The organism is Kluyvera cryocrescens NBRC 102467, from assembly GCF_001571285.1.
In the GTDB taxonomy this organism is placed as follows: domain Bacteria; phylum Pseudomonadota; class Gammaproteobacteria; order Enterobacterales; family Enterobacteriaceae; genus Kluyvera; species Kluyvera cryocrescens.
In genome coordinates this window covers 101,920-120,969 of sequence record NZ_BCTM01000012.1, presented here as the reverse complement: position 1 = coordinate 120,969, position 19,050 = coordinate 101,920, and the positions used below count along the sequence as shown (strand labels likewise).

Here is a 19,050-nt window from a genome sequence, read left to right as displayed (position 1 = left end):
CAGGGAAGTTAAGTGGTAGACTAAGCGACTAATTTCATCATTATTTCAGCCTTCGCGTCGATTGTGGCGAAGTGGCGCCATCAATTATCAGCGGGGAGTGTGGTTGCAAATGGCAAAAGAAAAAAAACGCGGGTTTTTTTCCTGGCTGGGCTTTGGTCAAAAAGAACAGGATCAGGTTGTTGAATCAGAAGAAAAAATTGAAGAACAGGCGGCGGTAGAAACGTCGGCGGTTGAGCCTGAAACGGTCGCCGAAACGCCTGCTATTGCAGACGTTGCTGCTGAAAAGAATGCTGACGCGCATACGCTTGAAGAAAGTGAAGTTTTCGCCGCTGATGTGGTTGATGTCACTGAGCAGGTAGCGGAAAGCGAAAAATCGCACGCGCTTGCTGAAGACGCTGCACCTGCCGTTGAAGAACCTCTGGTCGCCGAAGAGTCTGCACCGGTGCAGGTGGAAGAGCTGCCGGTGGTTGAGGACAACGCGCCGGCCGCCGTTGCCGAAACGCCGAGCGTCGAAGAGCCTGTCCGGGTAGAAGATCTGCCGGTGGTGGAAGAAAACGCACCTGCCGCGGTAGAAGAAGCGCCGGCTGTCGAAGAGATTGCCCCTGTATTGGTGGAAGAACTGCCGGTCGTTGAAGACAACGCGCCAGCGGCCCCTGAAGAAACGCCGGTTGTCGAAGACACTGTGCCGGAACGCGTTGAAGATCTGCCGGTCGTTGAGGTGATTGCGACTGATGTTGAAACCGTTGCGACCGAAGAAGCCGATGCCGAAGATGCTGAACTGACTGACGAAGAGCTGGAAGCGCTGGCGCTGGCCGCCGATCCACAAGATGAAGCGGCAGTTGAAGAAGCAGAAGAACAGGCGGGGGATGAAGAGCCCGCGGCGGCGCAGGAACAGGAAAAACCGACCAAAGAAGGTTTCTTCGCGCGTCTGAAACGCAGCCTGTTAAAAACCAAAGAAAACCTCGGTTCCGGATTTATCAGTCTGTTCCGCGGCAAGAAAATCGACGATGATCTGTTTGAAGAGCTGGAAGAGCAGCTGCTGATTGCCGACGTCGGCGTGGATACCACCCGTAAGATCATTGCCAGCCTGACCGAAACGGCCAGCCGTAAACAGCTTAAAGATGCGGAAGCGCTGTACGGCCTGCTGAAAGATGAAATGGGCGAAATTCTCGCAAAAGTGGATGAACCGCTTAATATTGAAGGCAAAACCCCGTTCGTGATTCTGATGGTCGGCGTCAACGGTGTGGGGAAAACCACCACCATCGGTAAGCTGGCGCGTCAGTTCGAACAGCAGGGCAAAACGGTGATGCTGGCGGCGGGTGACACCTTCCGTGCGGCGGCGGTTGAACAGCTTCAGGTCTGGGGCGAGCGCAACAATATTCCGGTGATTGCGCAGCATACCGGCGCCGATTCTGCATCGGTGATTTTCGATGCGATTCAAGCCGCTAAGGCGCGTAATGTGGATGTGCTGATTGCCGATACCGCTGGGCGCTTGCAGAACAAGTCGCACCTGATGGAAGAGCTGAAGAAAATTGTCCGCGTGATGAAGAAGCTTGACGTTGATGCACCGCATGAAGTGATGCTGACGATTGACGCCAGTACCGGGCAAAATGCTATCAGCCAGGCCAAACTGTTCCATGAAGCGGTGGGCCTGACCGGCATCACGCTGACTAAACTCGACGGAACTGCGAAAGGCGGGGTGATATTCTCCGTGGCAGATCAGTTCGGCATTCCGATTCGTTACATCGGCGTCGGCGAACGTATTGAGGACTTACGTCCGTTTAAAGCGGGCGATTTTATAGAGGCACTTTTTGCCCGAGAGGATTAATCATGATTCGCTTTGAACACGTCAGCAAAGCCTATCTCGGCGGGAGACAAGCGCTGCAGGGGGTGACTTTTCACCTGCAGCCAGGCGAGATGGCATTCCTGACCGGTCATTCCGGCGCAGGTAAAAGTACTTTGCTGAAGCTTATCTGTGGGATTGAGCGGCCAAGCGCCGGGAAAATTATGTTCAGCGGCCATGACATCAGCCGCCTGAAAAACCGTGAGGTGCCGTTCCTGCGCCGCCAGATCGGCATGATTTTCCAGGATCACCATCTGCTGATGGACCGCACCGTGTTTGATAACGTGGCTATCCCGCTGATTATTGCGGGTGCGAGCTATGATGATATTCGACGCCGCGTTTCGGCGGCGCTGGATAAAGTCGGCCTGCTCGATAAAGCGAAAAATCTCCCGATTCAACTCTCCGGCGGTGAACAGCAGCGCGTCGGGATTGCCCGTGCGGTGGTGAATAAGCCCGCGGTACTGCTGGCGGATGAACCGACCGGTAACCTTGATGATGCGCTGTCGGAAGGCATTCTGCGTCTGTTCGAAGAGTTTAACCGCGTCGGGGTGACGGTGCTGATGGCGACGCACGATATCAATCTGATCTCTCGTCGTTCATACCGTATGTTGACGCTGAGCGACGGTCACTTGCATGGAGGCATGACGGGTGAATAAGCGTGATGCAATGAATCAAATCCGCCAGTTCGGCGGCCGTCTTGATCGTTTTCGTCAGTCGGTCACATCATCTGGCGATGCGGGACGTAACGCGCCGAAGCGCGGTAAGCCGGCGCCGAAACCGAACTCGCGTAAAACCAATGTATTCAATGAACAGGTTCGCTATGCCTGGCAGGGTGCCTTGCAGGATCTGAAAAGCAAACCACTCGCCACTTTTCTGACAGTGATGGTTATCGCAATCTCCCTGACGCTGCCGAGCGTTTGCTACATGGTGTACAAGAACGTCAACACGGCGGCTTCGCAGTACTACCCTTCACCGCAGATTACGGTCTATCTGGAAAAAACGCTGGACGACGATGCGGCGGCGAAAGTGGTTGGGCAGCTGCAGGCCGGACAGGGCGTCGATAAGGTTAACTATCTCTCCCGTGATGAAGCGCTGGGCGAGTTCCGTAACTGGTCGGGCTTTGGCGGCGCGCTGGATATGCTGGAAGAGAACCCGCTGCCCGCTGTGGCGGTCGTGATTCCGAAAATCGACTTCCAGACTACCGATGCATTAAATACCTTACGCGACCGCGTGGCGCAGATTCAGGGCGTTAATGAAGTGCGTATGGATGACAGTTGGTTCTCCCGCCTGGCGTCCATTACCGGACTTGTTGGCCGCGTATCGGCAATGATCGGCGTGCTGATGGTGGCGGCAGTCTTCCTTGTCATTGGTAACAGCGTGCGTCTGAGCATCTTTGCCCGTCGCGACACCATTAACGTACAGAAGCTGATTGGCGCAACGGACGGCTTTATCCTGCGCCCGTTCCTCTACGGCGGCGCGCTGCTCGGTTTCTCCGGCGCGTTCCTGTCGCTGATTCTGTCGGAAATTCTGGTGATGCGCCTGTCATCGGCGGTGACGGATGTGGCGCGGGTGTTTGGTACCCAGTTTGAGCTGAGTGGGCTGTCGTTTGACGAGTGTTTGCTCCTGCTGCTGGTGTGCTCAATGATTGGCTGGGTGGCAGCCTGGCTTGCCACGGTCCAACATTTACGCCACTTTACTCCCGATTAATAAAGTTCTGTTATACTCTTCCCCTGCGACGACTCACGTCCGCAGGGGATGCGTTTTAAACCCCATCTTTCTGCCCTCGCGGCTATCGCGTGTCACATTTTGTGCGTAATTTGTTCACACTGTTGCATTGAACTTGTGGATAAACTCACTGTCTGATACAAGAGCGGATGATATTCTCGTTGCTCATAGAGCCTGGCATGTTTGTTGCGTAGAGCGGCAAGCCACCGCCAGTATGAAGTGAATTGAGAGGATTTGAATGACCAAAGAAATGCAAAATTTAGCGTTAGCCCCTGTCGGTAACCTGGAATCTTATATCCGGGCTGCGAACACATGGCCGATGTTGACGGCTGATGAAGAAAAGGCGCTTGCTGAACGGCTGCATTACCAGGGCGATCTGGAAGCAGCTAAAACGCTGATCCTGTCTCACCTGCGCTTTGTTGTTCATATTGCTCGTAATTACTCGGGCTATGGCCTGCCGCAGGCGGACCTGATTCAGGAAGGCAACATTGGCCTGATGAAAGCGGTGCGTCGCTTTAACCCAGAAGTGGGCGTGCGCCTTGTCTCCTTTGCCGTGCATTGGATCAAAGCGGAAATCCACGAATACGTGCTGCGTAACTGGCGTATCGTTAAAGTCGCAACGACTAAAGCACAGCGTAAGCTGTTCTTTAACCTGCGTAAAAACAAGCAGCGTCTGGGTTGGTTCAACCAGGATGAAGTTGAAATGGTGGCCCGCGAGCTGGGCGTATCCAGCAAAGACGTCCGCGAGATGGAATCCCGCATGGCGGCGCAGGATATGGCGTTTGATATGTCTTCTGATGATGACTCAGAAAGCCATTCCGTTGCACCGGTGCTCTATCTGCAGGATAAATCGTCCAACTTTGCCGATGGCATCGAAGATGATAACTGGGAAGAGCAGGCAGCCAACAAGCTGACCGACGCAATGCAGGGTCTGGACGAGCGTAGTCAGGACATCATTCGCGCCCGCTGGCTGGACGAAGACAACAAGTCCACGCTGCAAGAGTTGGCCGACCGTTACGGCGTTTCCGCCGAGCGCGTTCGCCAGCTTGAAAAGAATGCGATGAAAAAACTGCGTGCGGCGATTGAAGCCTGATAACGCCGGTTAGTTCACCGCCCCGATAACCCCTGGATGCCCATCCGGGGGTTTTGTTTTTTATCCCACCGTCATCACGCTTTCCTCTGTTTATTTCCGTTTTGCTGCTGGCGTTAATGCAAACAATCGCAAAGACTGAATATGCGCTACGTTTTTTTCCGTCTTTTATCGGCAGGGGGTTTACCGTGAGTAACGAGTCACTGAATCATCGGCGTTTACAGGCGACGCCACGCGGCGTTGGCGTGATGTGCGGTTTCTACGCAGAGCGCGCGGAGAACGCCACGCTGTGGGATATTGAGGGCAACGAGTATATTGATTTTGCCGCCGGAATTGCGGTGCTGAACACCGGCCATCGCCACCCGCAGGTGATTGCCGCCGTGGAGAATCAGCTCAAGGCGTTCACCCATACCGCCTATCAAATCGTACCCTATGAAAGCTATGTATCATTAGCAGAACGTATTAATGCCGCGGCGCCAATTGCCGGGAATGCCAAGACCGCATTCTTCAGCACCGGGGCAGAGGCGGTGGAAAACGCGGTGAAGATTGCCCGCGCCTACACCAAACGTCCAGGGCTTATCACGTTTGGCGGTGGCTTTCACGGCCGCACCTTTATGACCATGGCCCTAACCGGCAAAGTCGCGCCGTATAAAATTGGCTTTGGTCCGTTCCCTGGCTCGGTCTATCACGGTATTTATCCGAACGCCGCCCACGGCGTGACCACTGAAATGGCGCTGAAAAGCCTGACCCATATCTTTAAAGCCGATATCGCGCCCGACCAGGTGGCGGCGATTATCCTCGAGCCGGTGCAGGGCGAAGGTGGTTTCAACGTCGCGCCAGCCGACTTTATGCAGGGGCTGCGCGCGCTGTGCGATACCCACGGTATTTTGCTGATCGCTGACGAGGTGCAGACCGGTTTTGCCCGTACCGGCAAGCTGTTCGCCATGGATTACCATAGCGTGAAGCCTGACCTTATCACCATGGCCAAAAGTCTGGCCGGCGGCTTCCCGCTTTCCGGCGTCGTTGGACGCGCCGAAGTGATGGATGCACCGGCGCCAGGCGGTTTGGGCGGTACCTATGCGGGCAACCCGCTGGCGGTGGCCGCCGCGCATGCGGTGCTGGACGTCATTGAAGAAGAAGCGTTGTGCACACGGGCCAATCATCTTGGTCAGCATCTGATTGAAGTGCTGAATAAAGCGCGTGAGTCCTGCCCGGCGATTGCCGACGTGCGTGGCTTAGGGTCAATGGTGGCGGTCGAATTTATCGATCCGCAAACCGGCGAACCGTCGCCGGAGTTCACCAAATTAGTTCAGGAGCGCGCGCTGGCGGAAGGCGTTCTGCTGCTGAGCTGCGGGGTTTACGGCAACGTTATCCGTTTCCTCTATCCGCTCACCATCCCAGAGAAACAGTTCCAGCAGGCGCTGGAGGTGATTCGCCGGGCGCTGACTGAATAGTTCTCTGCTGAACCCTGCCAGCCATAAGCCACTCCGATGAGTGGCTTTTTTTTGTCATTTTTACGTTACAAATCCGTCAAAATTATCGTTTCAATTCCATAAAAATGGGGTATGTTTTAGCAGAGTATGCTGCAAAAGCACAGGCAGTATCCCTTAATATTAATATCTTATACTTGGTGAGAGCCTCATATAAGAATAATGTGCTAAATAACAACATCACAACAAATGCAATAACCATAACAATGGGGAACCTCAGGATGAATATGAAGGGTAAAGCGTTACTGGCAGGATGTATTGCACTGGCATTCAGCAATATGGCATTAGCAGAAAATATTAAAGTTGCTGTCGTGGGTGCGATGTCCGGTCCGGTTGCGCAGTATGGCGATCAGGAATTCAGCGGTGCAGAACAAGCGGTATCGGATATCAACGCCAAAGGCGGCATCAAGGGCAACAAACTGGAAATCGTGAAGTACGATGATGCCTGTGACCCGAAACAGGCGGTTGCGGTCGCTAACAAAGTGGTCAATGACGGCATCAAGTACGTTATCGGCCACCTGTGTTCCTCTTCCACGCAGCCAGCGTCTGATATCTATGAAGACGAAGGCATTCTGATGATTACCCCAGCGGCAACCGCTCCAGAGCTGACTGCACGCGGCTATAAGCTGATTCTGCGTACCACCGGTCTGGACTCCGATCAGGGCCCAACCGCGGCGAAATACATCATCGACAAAGTGAAGCCGCAGCGCATCGCTATCGTGCATGACAAGCAGCAGTACGGTGAAGGTCTGGCGCGTTCTGTACAGGACGGTCTGAAGAAAGGCGGCGCAAACGTGGTCTTCTTTGACGGCATTACCGCGGGTGAAAAAGACTTCTCCACCCTGGTGGCGCGTCTGAAGAAAGAAAACATCGACTTCGTTTACTTCGGTGGCTATCACCCGGAAATGGGGCAGATCCTGCGCCAGGCGCGTGCTGCGGGCCTGAAAACCCAGTTCATGGGCCCAGAAGGGGTCGCTAACGTGTCGCTGTCTAATATCGCGGGTGATTCTGCGGAAGGCCTGCTGGTGACCAAGCCGAAGAACTACGACCAGGTTCCAGCTAACAAACCAATCGTGGATGCGATCAAAGCGAAGAAACAGGATCCAAGCGGCGCGTTCGTGTGGACCACCTACGCTGCGCTGCAATCTTTGCAGGCTGGTCTGAACCACTCCGACGATCCGGCTGAGATCGCCAAATACCTGAAAGCCAGCACCGTCGACACCGTGATGGGCCCTCTGTCATGGGATGAGAAAGGTGATCTGAAAGGCTTCGAGTTCGGCATCTTTAACTGGCACGCTAACGGCACTGCAACCGACGCGAAATAAGACTCGCAAGGCTGCGCACGGCCATTCCTGCGCCACGAGCTCGTCCGATCGACCTCATCGTCGTTCGGACGAGCGTCGCAGCGCGGCCGCCCGCGTTACTCTTTAACCCAGCCGTCAATCTGCACTGCAAAGCCCAAGGCTTTGGCAAACGCTGCCATTTCCAGGCTCTCTTCAGCAGCGAATCTGCTCAGCACCCAGCGGCTGACCTGCGGGTTGTCGTGCATGACCTCTTCAATCAGGTACTGGCCCACGCCGCGGCGGCGGGTGATTTCGCGCACGCATAAATCGTCCAGCACGCCCTGATTGCCGTTGAGGGTGACCCGAACGGCGGCGAGCAGGCGTTCGTTAAAACGTGCAGCGTACAAACGGTGGGTGTCATCAAGAGGAAGGTCGGCGGCGGTCACCCCAGGCCAGATCTTGCTCAGGCAGATACGATCCTGGTCGCTAAGCGTGGTTAAACGAATGATGGTCAGTTTCATAGACGGTTTGCTCAAATCTGAAAAATTGCGGTCAGTTTACTCAATTTATCCTGCTGGGGGCTTTCTCTTTTTACGGCGTCTAACAGGGGATTAGTTTTTCGATGTCCACTAAGGCAGTTTGAAACATTATAGATAGAAAAATAACCAGAATTTTAACCTGAAAACCAGCGTTTTATTCGGCCATATGTGTCGTTATTTTATGCTGAAATCGGACTTGTTTTTGTTTATCTATGGAGAAAATCAGAATATTATCTTTTCTTAATAGACTGAAAAATAGAGAATTTAGTCTGTATTTGGTTAAAAAGCTGCGCTAACTCATTAAAGATAATGGTAAAAGTAGCGTTGTATAATAAAAGTACAGAATGCTTTTTAACCATAAAATTACAAAATATATACACGCCACGACGTGTAAACACGACATCACGAATGGGGATCCCGAAGTATGAAAAGGAATACAAAAACAGTTATCGCAGGGATGGTCGCACTGGCTATGTCACACACGGCACTGGCGGCTGATATTAAAGTCGCGGTGGTAGGGGCCATGTCCGGCCCGGTCGCGCAGTGGGGCGACATGGAGTTCAATGGCGCGCGTCAGGCCATTAAAGACATCAACGCCAAAGGCGGCATCAAGGGCGACAAACTGGTCGGCGTCGAGTACGACGACGCCTGCGATCCAAAACAGGCGGTGGCGGTTGCCAACAAGATCGTCAATGACGGTATTAAATACGTGATTGGCCACCTTTGCTCTTCTTCCACGCAGCCCGCTTCCGACATTTATGAAGATGAAGGCATTTTGATGATCTCTCCGGGGGCGACCAACCCAGAGCTGACTCAGCGTGGCTATCAATACATCATGCGTACTGCGGGCCTCGACTCCTCTCAGGGGCCGACGGCGGCGAAATATATCCTCAATAGCGTTAAACCGCAGCGTATTGCCATCATTCATGACAAACAGCAGTACGGTGAGGGTCTGGCGCGTTCCGTTCAGCAGAGCCTGAAAGCGGCGAAGGCTAATGTGGTCTTCTTTGACGGTATCACCGCCGGTGAAAAAGATTTCTCCGCGCTGCTCGCCCGTCTGCAAAAAGAGAACATCGACTTTGTTTACTACGGTGGCTACTACCCGGAAATGGGCCAGATGCTGCGTCAGGCGCGTGCGGTGGGTCTGAAAACTCAGTTCATGGGGCCGGAAGGCGTCGGTAACGCTTCGTTGTCGAACATTGCCGGCGATGCGGGTGAAGGGATGCTGGTGACCATGCCAAAACGCTATGACCAGGATCCGGCAAACAGCGCTATCGTCGATGCCCTGAAAGCGCAGAAGAAAGATCCAAGCGGTCCTTACGTGTGGATCACTTATGCCGCTGTGCAGTCTTTGGCAACCGCCATGGAACGTACCGGCAGCGACGATCCGCTGGCGCTGATTAAAGATTTAAAAGCTAACGGGGCAAAAACCGTGATTGGGCCGCTTTCCTGGGATGAAAAGGGCGATTTGAAAGGATTCGAGTTTGGCGTCTTCCAGTGGCATGCCGACGGCTCGTCCACGGTCGCGAAGTAACCTTCATTCCCCCCTGGCGGGCGTAGATCCGCAGGGGTAGCAAAAGGCTAATGTATGTCAGAGCAGGTTCTCTACTTTGTGCAGCAGATGTTTAACGGCGTTACGCTGGGAAGCACCTATGCACTGATCGCCATCGGTTACACCATGGTATACGGAATTATCGGCATGATTAACTTCGCCCACGGCGAGGTCTACATGATCGGTAGTTATGTCTCCTTTATGATCATCGCCGCGCTGATGATGATGGGCATCGACACCAGCTGGCTGCTGGTGGCGGCTGGCTTCATCGGGGCGATTGTGATTGCCAGCGCCTATGGCTGGAGTATCGAACGGGTGGCCTACCGCCCGGTGCGTAACTCCAAACGCCTGATTGCGCTGATCTCCGCTATCGGGATGTCTATTTTCCTGCAGAACTACGTCAGCCTGACCGAAGGCTCGCGCGATATCGCACTGCCGAGCCTGTTTAACGGCCAGTGGATTGTCGGTAGCAGCGAAAACTTCTCCGCATCTATCACCACTATGCAGTTGGTTATCTGGGTGGTGACCTTTGTCGCCATGCTGGCGCTGACGTTATTTATCCGTTACTCGCGGATGGGCCGCGCCTGCCGCGCTTGCGCGGAAGACCTGAAAATGGCCAGCCTGCTCGGTATTAATACCGACCGCGTGATTGCCCTGACGTTTGTTATCGGCGCAGCGATGGCGGCGGTAGCGGGCGTGCTGCTGGGTCAGTTCTACGGCGTCATCAACCCATACATCGGCTTTATGGCCGGGATGAAAGCCTTTACCGCAGCGGTGCTTGGCGGTATCGGCAGTATTCCTGGTGCGATGATTGGTGGGCTGATTCTCGGTATCGCGGAAGCGCTGTCGTCGGCGTATTTGAGTACTGAATACAAAGACGTGGTGTCATTCGCGCTGCTGATCGTGGTGCTGCTGGTGATGCCGACCGGCATCCTGGGTCGCCCGGAGGTAGAGAAAGTATGAAACCGATGCAATTTGCGATGGCGCTGCTGTCGGCGGCGATGTTCTTTGTTCTGGCGGGCGTCTTTATGGGCGTGCAGCTGCAGCTTGACGGCACCAAACTGGTGGTCGGCAGCGCGGCGGACATTCGCTGGCAGTGGATCTTTATCGGTACTGCCGTGGTGTTCTTCTTCCAGATGCTGCGTCCGCTGTTCCAGAAAGGGCTGAAAAGCGTCTCCGGGCCGAAGTTTATTCTGCCGGCGATTGATGGCTCGACCGTCAAACAAAAACTGTTCCTGATTGCGCTGCTGGTAATTGCCGTGGCGTGGCCGTTTATGGTGTCGCGCGGCACGGTGGATATCGCCACCCTGACCATGATTTACATCATCCTCGGCCTGGGGCTGAACGTGGTGGTAGGGCTGTCGGGCCTGCTGGTGCTGGGCTACGGTGGCTTCTACGCCATTGGCGCTTATACCTTCGCGCTGTTGAACCACTATTATGGTCTGGGCTTCTGGACCTGCCTGCCGCTGGCTGGCCTGGTGTCGGCGGCGGCAGGCTTCCTGCTGGGCTTCCCGGTACTGCGCCTGCGCGGTGACTATCTGGCGATTGTGACCTTAGGCTTTGGTGAGATCGTCCGTATTCTGTTGCTGAACAACACCGAGGTGACCGGCGGCCCGAACGGTATCAGCCAGATCCCGAAACCGACCTTCTTCGGCCTCGAGTTCAGCCGTAGCGCCCGTGAAGGCGGCTGGGACACTTTCAGCAACTTCTTTGGCGTCAAGTATGACCCTTCTGATCGCGTGATTTTCCTCTACCTGGTGGCGCTGCTGCTGGTGGTGCTGAGCCTGTTCGTGATTAACCGCCTGCTGCGTATGCCGCTGGGCCGCGCGTGGGAAGCGCTGCGTGAAGATGAAATTGCCTGTCGTTCATTGGGGTTAAGCCCAACGCGCATCAAGCTGACCGCCTTTACCATCAGCGCCGCGTTCGCGGGCTTCGCCGGTACGCTGTTCGCCGCGCGTCAGGGCTTCGTCAGCCCGGAATCCTTCACCTTTGCCGAGTCGGCCTTTGTGCTGGCGATTGTGGTACTGGGTGGCATGGGCTCGCAGTTTGCGGTGATCCTCGCGGCGATTCTGCTGGTGGTGTCGCGTGAACTGATGCGTGACTTCAACGAATACAGCATGCTGATGCTCGGTGGCCTGATGGTATTGATGATGATCTGGCGTCCACAGGGACTTCTGCCGATGACCCGTCCACAGTTGAAAATGAAAAACGGGAAAGCGAAAGAAGGAGAGCAGGCATGAGTCAGCCATTATTATCCGTTAACGGTCTGATGATGCGTTTTGGCGGCCTGCTGGCGGTCAACAACGTCAATCTGGAGCTCCGTCCTCAGGAGATCGTATCGCTCATTGGCCCAAACGGGGCCGGTAAAACCACGGTGTTTAACTGCCTGACCGGCTTCTATAAGCCGACGGGTGGGACCATCATGCTGCGCGATCAGCATCTCGAAGGGCTGCCGGGGCAACAGATTGCCCGTATGGGCGTGGTGCGTACTTTCCAGCACGTGCGCCTGTTCCGCGAAATGACGGTGATTGAAAACCTGCTGGTGGCACAGCATCAGCAGCTGAAAACCGGCGTCTTCTCCGGACTGTTAAAAACGCCATCGTTCCGCCGTGCGCAAAGCGAAGCACTGGACCGCGCCGCCACCTGGCTTGAGCGTATTGGTCTTTTGGAGCACGCTAACCGTCAGGCCAGCAACCTGGCCTACGGCGATCAGCGTCGCCTGGAGATAGCCCGCTGCATGGTGACGCAGCCGGAAATTCTGATGCTCGATGAACCCGCCGCTGGCCTCAACCCGAAAGAGACCAAAGAGCTGGACGAGCTGATTGCCGAGCTGCGTAATCATCACAACACCACCATCCTGCTGATTGAACACGATATGAAGCTGGTAATGGGCATTTCTGACCGCATCTACGTGGTGAATCAGGGCACGCCGCTGGCCAACGGGACACCGGAAGAGATCCGCAACAACCCGGACGTGATCCGCGCTTATCTGGGTGAGGCATAAAATGGATAAAGTGATGTTATCGTTTGATAGAGTCAGCGCCCACTACGGGAAGATTCAGGCGCTGCACGAGGTCAGTCTGCATATTAATCAGGGCGAAATCGTGACGCTCATCGGTGCTAACGGCGCGGGCAAAACCACGCTGCTCGGCACGCTGTGCGGCGATCCGCGTGCGACCAGTGGGCGGATTGTCTTTGATGATAAAGACATTACCGACTGGCAGACGGCGAAAATTATGCGCGAAGCGGTGGCGATTGTCCCGGAAGGGCGTCGTGTCTTCTCGCGGATGACCGTGGAGGAGAATCTGGCGATGGGTGGTTTCTTTGCCGAACGCGACCAGTTCCAGGAGCGCATCAAATGGGTGTATGACCTGTTCCCACGTCTGCACGAGCGCCGCATCCAGCGTGCGGGCACGATGTCCGGTGGTGAACAGCAGATGTTGGCCATCGGCCGTGCGCTGATGAGCCAGCCGCGTCTACTGCTGCTGGATGAGCCATCTCTGGGCCTGGCGCCGATCATCATTCAGCAAATCTTCGACACCATCGAGCAGTTACGTGAGCAGGGGATGACGATCTTCCTCGTCGAGCAGAACGCCAACCAGGCGCTGAAGCTCGCTGATCGCGGCTACGTGCTCGAAAACGGTCACGTGGTGCTGGAAGATACCGGTGATGCGCTGCTGGCCAACGAGGCCGTGCGCAGCGCTTATCTCGGCGGCTAACTCCCGGTAAAATAGTCACAACTTTATCCGGTCTACCGATCAGCGTAGGCCGGATAGGGCGCGTTAATTCCCCATTCGGTCTGTCCTTTCCCTGCGAATTTTAGATTGAACGTTTGCGTTCAGCTTTCGTAACTGTTTATTTCCTATACGTGTCTCAGCTCCCACTTTGCCTTCTTCGAAGCGTCACTGCCTTGCCATCCCTTTGTCGCCTTACTATCTTTTTTTTGTAATAAAAAAGTTATTTTTCTGTCATTCGAGCATGTCATGTTACCCCCGCGAACATAAAACGCGTGATATCGCGCATCCCGGCACAAAAAGAGAGATAACCGATGATATCGTTACGACATACAGCTTTAGGGTTGGCAATGAGTCTGGCCTTTGCAGGCCAGGCAATGGCAGTGACCACCATTCCATTCTGGCATTCTATGGAAGGTGAACTGGGTAAAGAGGTGGACTCTTTGGCACAGCGCTTCAATGCGGCCAACCCGGACTACAAAATTCAGCCGGTCTATAAAGGTAACTACGAGCAGAGCCTGAGCGCAGGCATTGCCGCGTTCCGTACCGGTAACGCTCCGGCGATTTTGCAGGTGTATGAAGTGGGTACCGCTACCATGATGGCCTCGAAGGCGATTAAGCCGGTCTATCAGGTGTTCAGCGATGCGGGTATCAAGTTCGATGAATCTCAGTTTGTGCCAACGGTTTCCGGTTACTACACCGACTCCAAAACCGGCCATCTGCTCTCCCAGCCGTTTAACAGCTCCACGCCGGTGCTGTACTACAACAAAGACGCCTTCAAAAAAGCGGGCCTCGATCCCGAGCAGCCACCAAAAACCTGGCAAGACCTGGCGGACTACACTGCGAAGCTGAAAGCGGCGGGGATGAAGTGCGGCTACGCCAGCGGCTGGCAGGGTTGGATCCAGATTGAGAACTTTAGCGCCTGGCATGGCCTGCCGGTGGCGACCAAAAACAACGGCTTCGACGGTACCGATGCGGTGTTGGAGTTCAATAAGCCAGAGCAGGTAAAACACATCGCTCTGCTGGAAGCGTTGAACAAGAAAGGCGACTTCAGCTACTTCGGGCGTAAAGACGAATCCACCGAGAAGTTCTACAACGGCGACTGCGCCATCACCACTGCGTCGTCCGGCTCGCTGGCCGATATTCGCCAGTACGCTAAATTCAACTACGGCGTAGGCATGATGCCTTACGACGCTGACGTGAAGGGCGCGCCGCAGAACGCCATCATCGGCGGGGCAAGCCTGTGGGTGATGCAGGGTAAAGATAAAGAAACCTACACCGGCGTGGCGAAATTCCTCGAGTTCCTGGCGAAGCCGGAAAACGCCGCCGAATGGCACCAGAAAACCGGCTATCTGCCGATTACGACCGCCGCGTATGACCTGACGCGTCAGCAGGGCTTCTACGATAAAAATCCTGGGGCGGACATCGCGACCCGTCAGATGCTGAACAAACCGCCTTTGCCGTTCACCAAAGGGCTGCGTCTGGGCAATATGCCGCAGATCCGCACCATCGTTGATGAAGAGCTGGAAAGCGTATGGACCGGGAAGAAAACGCCTCAGCAGGCGCTCGATTCTGCGGTGGAACGCGGTAATCAGCTGCTGCGTCGCTTTGAGCAGTCAACCAAGTCTTAATTTTTAGCCTGACCCCTCACCCTAACCCTCTCCCCATAGGGGAGAGGGGACCGTTCGGAGCCATCTGGTAAGAAGCGCCTGGTACAACCTTTCGCCTGTACTCATAGAGGTGAAAGGACTGTTCGGAGGCATCTGGTCACTATCGCTCGGTTCGGCCGTTCTCCCTCGCCCCTTTGGGGAGAGGGCCGGGGTGAGGGGAAAACAACTCAGAGTTTAACTATGTCATCATCCCGTCCGGTGTTTAAATCCCGCTGGCTGCCTTACGCATTGGTCGCCCCGCAGTTGATTATCACCGTTATCTTCTTTATCTGGCCCGCGGGCGAAGCGCTGTGGTACTCGTTGCAAAGCGTCGATCCGTTCGGTCTCTCCAGCCAGTTTGTCGGCCTGGATAACTTCGTCGCGTTGTTCCATGACGGCTATTACCTTGACTCGTTCTGGACGACGATTAAGTTCAGCGCGATGGTCACGGTGAGCGGCCTGCTGGTGTCGCTGTTCTTTGCGGCGCTGGTCGATTACGTGGTGCGCGGCAGCCGTCTGTATCAAACGCTGATGCTGCTGCCTTATGCCGTCGCACCGGCCGTTGCGGCCGTACTGTGGATATTCCTCTTCAACCCCGGGCGCGGGCTTATCACCCATTTTCTCGGTGAGTTCGGCTATGACTGGAACCACGCGCAGAACAGCGGTCAGGCGATGTTCCTGGTGGTGTTTGCTTCAGTCTGGAAGCAGATCAGCTACAACTTTCTGTTTTTCTTTGCCGCCCTTCAGTCCATTCCCCGCTCGCTGGTTGAGGCCGCCGCGATTGATGGTGCCGGCCCGATTCGTCGCTTCTTCAAGCTGGCGCTACCGCTGATTGCGCCGGTGAGCTTCTTCCTGCTGGTGGTCAATCTGGTGTACGCCTTCTTCGACACCTTCCCGGTGATCGATGCCGCGACCGCCGGTGGGCCGGTGCAGGCGACCACCACGCTTATCTACAAGATTTACCGCGAAGGCTTTGCCGGGCTCGATCTCTCGGCCTCTGCCGCCCAATCAGTGGTGCTGATGTTCCTCGTCATCATCCTGACCGTGGTGCAGTTCCGCTACGTGGAAAGAAAGGTGCGCTACCAATGATTGAGAACCGTCGCGGGCTGACGATATTCAGCCACACCATGCTGATCCTCGGGATTATCGTGATTCTGTTTCCGCTGTACGTCGCGTTTACGGCGGCGACGCTGGATAACAAAGCGGTGTTTGAAACGCCGATGACCCTGATCCCCGGTGGCCATTTGCTGGAGAACATGAAGGCGATTTGGGTGAATGGCGTCGGCGCCAACAGCGCGCCGTTTTGGCTGATGATGCTCAACAGTTTCATCATGGCCTTTGCCATCACGGTCGGCAAAATTGCGGTTTCCATGCTTTCGGCCTTCGCTATCGTTTGGTTCCGCTTTCCACTACGTAACCTGTTCTTCTGGATGATTTTTATCACCCTGATGTTGCCGGTTGAAGTGCGTATTTTCCCGACGGTGGAAGTGATCGCCAACCTGAAAATGCTCGATAGCTACGCGGGGCTGACGCTGCCGCTAATGGCTTCCGCCACGGCGACCTTTTTGTTCCGCCAGTTCTTTATGACGCTGCCGGATGAGCTTATCGAAGCAGCGCGCATTGATGGCGCTTCGCCGATGCGCTTCTTCCGCGACATTGTGCTGCCGCTGTCGAGAACCAATCTGGCCGCGCTGTTCGTTATCACCTTTATCTACGGCTGGAACCAGTATCTGTGGCCGCTGCTGATTATCACCGACGTGAATCTCGGCACCGCCGTGGCGGGCATCAAAGGGATGATCGCCACCGGTGAAGGCACCACGCAATGGAATCAGGTTATGGCAGCGATGCTGCTGACGCTTATCCCTCCGGTTGTCATCGTTTTAGCCATGCAGCGCGCTTTCGTGCGTGGTCTGGTCGATAGTGAGAAATAAAAATGGCAGGTTTAAAACTACAGGCAGTAACCAAAAGCTGGGATGGCAAAACCCAGGTGATTCAACCGCTGACGCTGGATGTGGCTGACGGGGAATTTATTGTGATGGTCGGCCCTTCGGGCTGCGGCAAATCGACGCTGCTGCGTATGGTGGCCGGGCTTGAGCGAGTCACCAGCGGTGATATCTGGATTGACCGCAAGCGCGTAACGGAGATGGAGCCAAAGGATCGCGGCATCGCGATGGTGTTCCAGAACTACGCGCTCTATCCACATATGAGCGTGGAAGAGAACATGGCCTGGGGCCTGAAGATTCGCGGGATGGGGAAAGCGCACATTGCCGAAAAGGTGCAGGAGGCAGCGCGTATTCTGGAGCTGGATGGCCTGCTTAAACGTCGCCCGCGCGAACTTTCCGGCGGCCAGCGCCAGCGCGTGGCGATGGGGCGCGCTATCGTGCGCGATCCGGCGGTATTCCTGTTTGATGAACCGCTCTCTAATCTTGATGCCAAGCTGCGCGTGCAGATGCGCCTTGAGCTACAGCATCTTCATCGTCGCCTCAAAACCACTTCGCTGTACGTTACACACGATCAGGTCGAGGCGATGACGTTGGCCCAGCGGGTGATGGTGATGAACAAAGGCATCGCCGAGCAGATTGGGACGCCGGTAGAAGTGTACGAGAAGCCTGCCAGCCGCTTTGTGGCGAGCTTTATCGGCAGCCCGGCGATGAACCTGCTGGATGGGCAGATGGATGAGACCGGAACCCGTTTCGTGCTGGCAAACGGCATGCAGCTACCGCTGCCCGGTATGCGCCGTGAGTTTGCCGGGCGTCGCATGACGCTGGGTATCCGCCCGGAACATATTGCGTTAAGCTCGCAGGCGGAAAACGGTGTACCGATGGTGGTCGATACGCTGGAAATTTTAGGGGCAGATAACCTGGCGCACGGACGCTTTGGCGAACAGAAAATGGTGGTTCGTCTGCCGCATCAGTTGCGCCCAAATGCAGGTACTACGCTTTGGCTGCATCTGCCGGATGAACATCTGCACCTCTTTGAAGGTGAAACAGGATTACGCGTATGAGCAACTGGCCTTATCCCCACATCGTCGCCCACCGTGGCGGCGGTAAACTAGCACCGGAAAACACCCTCGCGGCGATTGATGTCGGCGCGCACTACGGTCATACCATGATCGAGTTTGACGCGAAGTTATCGAAAGACGGCGAGATTTTCCTGCTGCACGATGACAACCTCGAGCGCACCAGCAACGGCTGGGGCGTGGCGGGCGAGCTGAGCTGGCAGGATCTGCTGCGGGTGGATGCGGGCAGCTGGTTTAGCAGCAGCTTTAAAGGCGAACCCTTACCGCTGCTGTCTCAGGTGGCGGAGCGCTGCCGCCAGCATGGCATGATGGCGAATATTGAGATTAAACCTACCACCGGTACCGGGCCGCTAACCGGCAAAGTGGTGGCGCTGGCCGCTCGCGAACTGTGGGCGGATATGACACCACCGCTGCTGTCGTCATTTGAAATCGATGCGCTGGAAGCGGCGCAGCAGGCGGTACCTGAGCTACCGCGTGGGTTGCTGCTTGATGAGTGGCGCGACGACTGGCGAGAGCTGACGACGCGTTTAGGATGCGTTTCTATTCACCTCAACCATCGCCTGCTCGACGAAGCGCGGGTGGATGCGCTGCGTGAGGCCGGCCTGAAGATTCTGGTCTATACGGTGAATAACCCCCAGCGCGCGGCTGAATTGCTGCGCTGGGGTGTGAATAGCATCTGTACCGATGCGATCGATGTGATTGGCCCGAACTTCCAGCCTTAATATTGCTTCAGCATGTCGCCGTTTCTTTTCGGAACGGGCTGACTTGGCGGGTTCAGCATGCCTGGTTGCGTTTGCTGAACGCGCTGCTGATTAGCATTCATCTGATTTTGCAGATGCTGCTGCTGTTGCTGCGTCTGCAATTTAAGCTGTTGATTCAACATCCCCTTATTCTGCTGCTGCTGGTTCAGCATCCGCGACTGCATCCGCTGCTGGCTGGGGATCTCATACCCCGGCTGGTTCGGGTTATTGTCGATGTTCAATGGTGCGGCAAGCGCCGTGAACGGCAAGAGCGCCGCCAGAATCAGTAGTCGTTTCATCGTCTTTCCTCCTTTGAGGTATCCTCTAAGTTTACTCCTTTCCCACCAGAACGAGGATTATTTCAGCATTATGAACCAGGCTTAATC

The 19,050-nt window shown here is 55.4% G+C and carries 18 protein-coding genes; 16 read left to right on the top strand and 2 right to left on the bottom strand.

All coding sequences use genetic code 11. The annotated features are described in order from the left end of the window. The first annotated feature begins 109 nt into the window (after positions 1-109). The 6 genes from ftsY (at position 110) to livJ (ending at position 7,473) form a co-directional block, all read left to right on the top strand. A complete protein-coding gene (ftsY, locus tag KCR01S_RS10155; RefSeq protein WP_061282597.1) occupies positions 110-1,828 on the top strand; it encodes a signal recognition particle-docking protein FtsY in 1,719 nt (572 codons plus the stop codon). A 2-nt stretch (positions 1,829-1,830) separates the two neighbouring features. Then, positions 1,831-2,499: a cell division ATP-binding protein FtsE gene (gene ftsE, locus KCR01S_RS10150; RefSeq protein WP_061282596.1), complete on the top strand. Its 669-nt coding sequence runs from the start codon at positions 1,831-1,833 to the stop codon at positions 2,497-2,499. After that, on the top strand, positions 2,492-3,550 hold the full coding sequence (ftsX, locus tag KCR01S_RS10145) for a permease-like cell division protein FtsX (RefSeq protein ID WP_061282595.1): 1,059 nt from the start codon (positions 2,492-2,494) through the stop codon (positions 3,548-3,550). The genes ftsE and ftsX overlap by 8 nt, the downstream gene beginning before the upstream one ends. Before the next feature lie 256 nt (positions 3,551-3,806). Beyond that, positions 3,807-4,661, top strand: coding sequence for an RNA polymerase sigma factor RpoH (rpoH, locus tag KCR01S_RS10140; RefSeq protein ID WP_061282594.1), 855 nt, complete (start codon positions 3,807-3,809; stop codon positions 4,659-4,661). A gap of 185 nt (positions 4,662-4,846) precedes the next feature. Next, positions 4,847-6,112 carry a 4-aminobutyrate--2-oxoglutarate transaminase gene (locus KCR01S_RS10135; RefSeq protein WP_061282656.1) on the top strand — a complete coding sequence of 422 codons (1,266 nt, stop codon included), beginning with the start codon at positions 4,847-4,849 and terminating at the stop codon, positions 6,110-6,112. A 257-nt stretch (positions 6,113-6,369) separates the two neighbouring features. Beyond that, positions 6,370-7,473 (top strand): branched chain amino acid ABC transporter substrate-binding protein LivJ, encoded by a 1,104-nt coding sequence (gene livJ, locus KCR01S_RS10130; protein WP_112203516.1) that lies wholly within the window; start codon positions 6,370-6,372, stop codon positions 7,471-7,473. A 95-nt stretch (positions 7,474-7,568) separates the two neighbouring features. Here livJ and panM read toward each other — a convergent pair whose 3' ends face one another. Then, on the bottom strand, positions 7,569-7,952 hold the full coding sequence (gene panM / locus KCR01S_RS10125; RefSeq protein ID WP_061282593.1) for an aspartate 1-decarboxylase autocleavage activator PanM: 384 nt from the start codon (positions 7,950-7,952) through the stop codon (positions 7,569-7,571). 442 nt (positions 7,953-8,394) lie between these two features. On the opposite strand from panM, the gene livK reads away from it, so the two are divergent. The 10 genes from livK to ugpQ all read left to right on the top strand — a co-directional run bounded on the left by livK (position 8,395) and on the right by ugpQ (position 18,646). Then, positions 8,395-9,504 (top strand): high-affinity branched-chain amino acid ABC transporter substrate-binding protein LivK, encoded by a 1,110-nt coding sequence (gene livK, locus KCR01S_RS10120; protein WP_061282592.1) that lies wholly within the window; start codon positions 8,395-8,397, stop codon positions 9,502-9,504. Positions 9,505-9,558: 54 nt separating this feature from the next. Further along, on the top strand, positions 9,559-10,485 hold the full coding sequence (livH, locus tag KCR01S_RS10115; protein WP_061282591.1) for a high-affinity branched-chain amino acid ABC transporter permease LivH: 927 nt from the start codon (positions 9,559-9,561) through the stop codon (positions 10,483-10,485). Continuing rightward, positions 10,482-11,762 carry a branched chain amino acid ABC transporter permease LivM gene (gene livM, locus KCR01S_RS10110; RefSeq protein ID WP_061282590.1) on the top strand — a complete coding sequence of 427 codons (1,281 nt, stop codon included), beginning with the start codon at positions 10,482-10,484 and terminating at the stop codon, positions 11,760-11,762. Before livH ends, livM begins: the two co-directional genes overlap by 4 nt. Continuing rightward, positions 11,759-12,526 carry a high-affinity branched-chain amino acid ABC transporter ATP-binding protein LivG gene (gene livG / locus KCR01S_RS10105; RefSeq protein WP_052282870.1) on the top strand — a complete coding sequence of 256 codons (768 nt, stop codon included), beginning with the start codon at positions 11,759-11,761 and terminating at the stop codon, positions 12,524-12,526. The genes livM and livG overlap by 4 nt, the downstream gene beginning before the upstream one ends. A 1-nt stretch (position 12,527) precedes the next feature. After that, entirely contained in the window at positions 12,528-13,241 is a 714-nt protein-coding gene (gene livF / locus KCR01S_RS10100; protein ID WP_112203522.1) for a high-affinity branched-chain amino acid ABC transporter ATP-binding protein LivF, read from the top strand. A gap of 329 nt (positions 13,242-13,570) precedes the next feature. After that, positions 13,571-14,887, top strand: coding sequence for a sn-glycerol-3-phosphate ABC transporter substrate-binding protein UgpB (gene ugpB, locus KCR01S_RS10095; RefSeq protein WP_061282589.1), 1,317 nt, complete (start codon positions 13,571-13,573; stop codon positions 14,885-14,887). Between the two features lie 219 nt (positions 14,888-15,106). After that, positions 15,107-15,994 (top strand): sn-glycerol-3-phosphate ABC transporter permease UgpA, encoded by an 888-nt coding sequence (gene ugpA / locus KCR01S_RS10090; RefSeq protein WP_061282588.1) that lies wholly within the window; start codon positions 15,107-15,109, stop codon positions 15,992-15,994. Then, complete coding sequence (gene ugpE / locus KCR01S_RS10085; RefSeq protein ID WP_061282587.1) at positions 15,991-16,836, top strand: sn-glycerol-3-phosphate ABC transporter permease UgpE; 846 nt, start codon at positions 15,991-15,993, stop codon at positions 16,834-16,836. The genes ugpA and ugpE overlap by 4 nt, the downstream gene beginning before the upstream one ends. Before the next feature lie 2 nt (positions 16,837-16,838). Beyond that, positions 16,839-17,909, top strand: a complete 1,071-nt coding sequence (locus KCR01S_RS10080) for a sn-glycerol-3-phosphate import ATP-binding protein UgpC (protein WP_061282586.1) — start codon at positions 16,839-16,841, stop codon at positions 17,907-17,909. Then, complete coding sequence (gene ugpQ, locus KCR01S_RS10075) at positions 17,906-18,646, top strand: glycerophosphodiester phosphodiesterase (protein WP_061282585.1); 741 nt, start codon at positions 17,906-17,908, stop codon at positions 18,644-18,646. The genes KCR01S_RS10080 and ugpQ overlap by 4 nt, the downstream gene beginning before the upstream one ends. On the opposite strand, the gene KCR01S_RS10070 is transcribed toward ugpQ, so the two are convergent. Continuing rightward, positions 18,643-18,963 (bottom strand): DUF2756 family protein, encoded by a 321-nt coding sequence (locus KCR01S_RS10070; RefSeq protein WP_052282864.1) that lies wholly within the window; start codon positions 18,961-18,963, stop codon positions 18,643-18,645. The genes ugpQ and KCR01S_RS10070 overlap by 4 nt on opposite strands. Between the last annotated feature and the right edge of the window lie 87 nt (positions 18,964-19,050).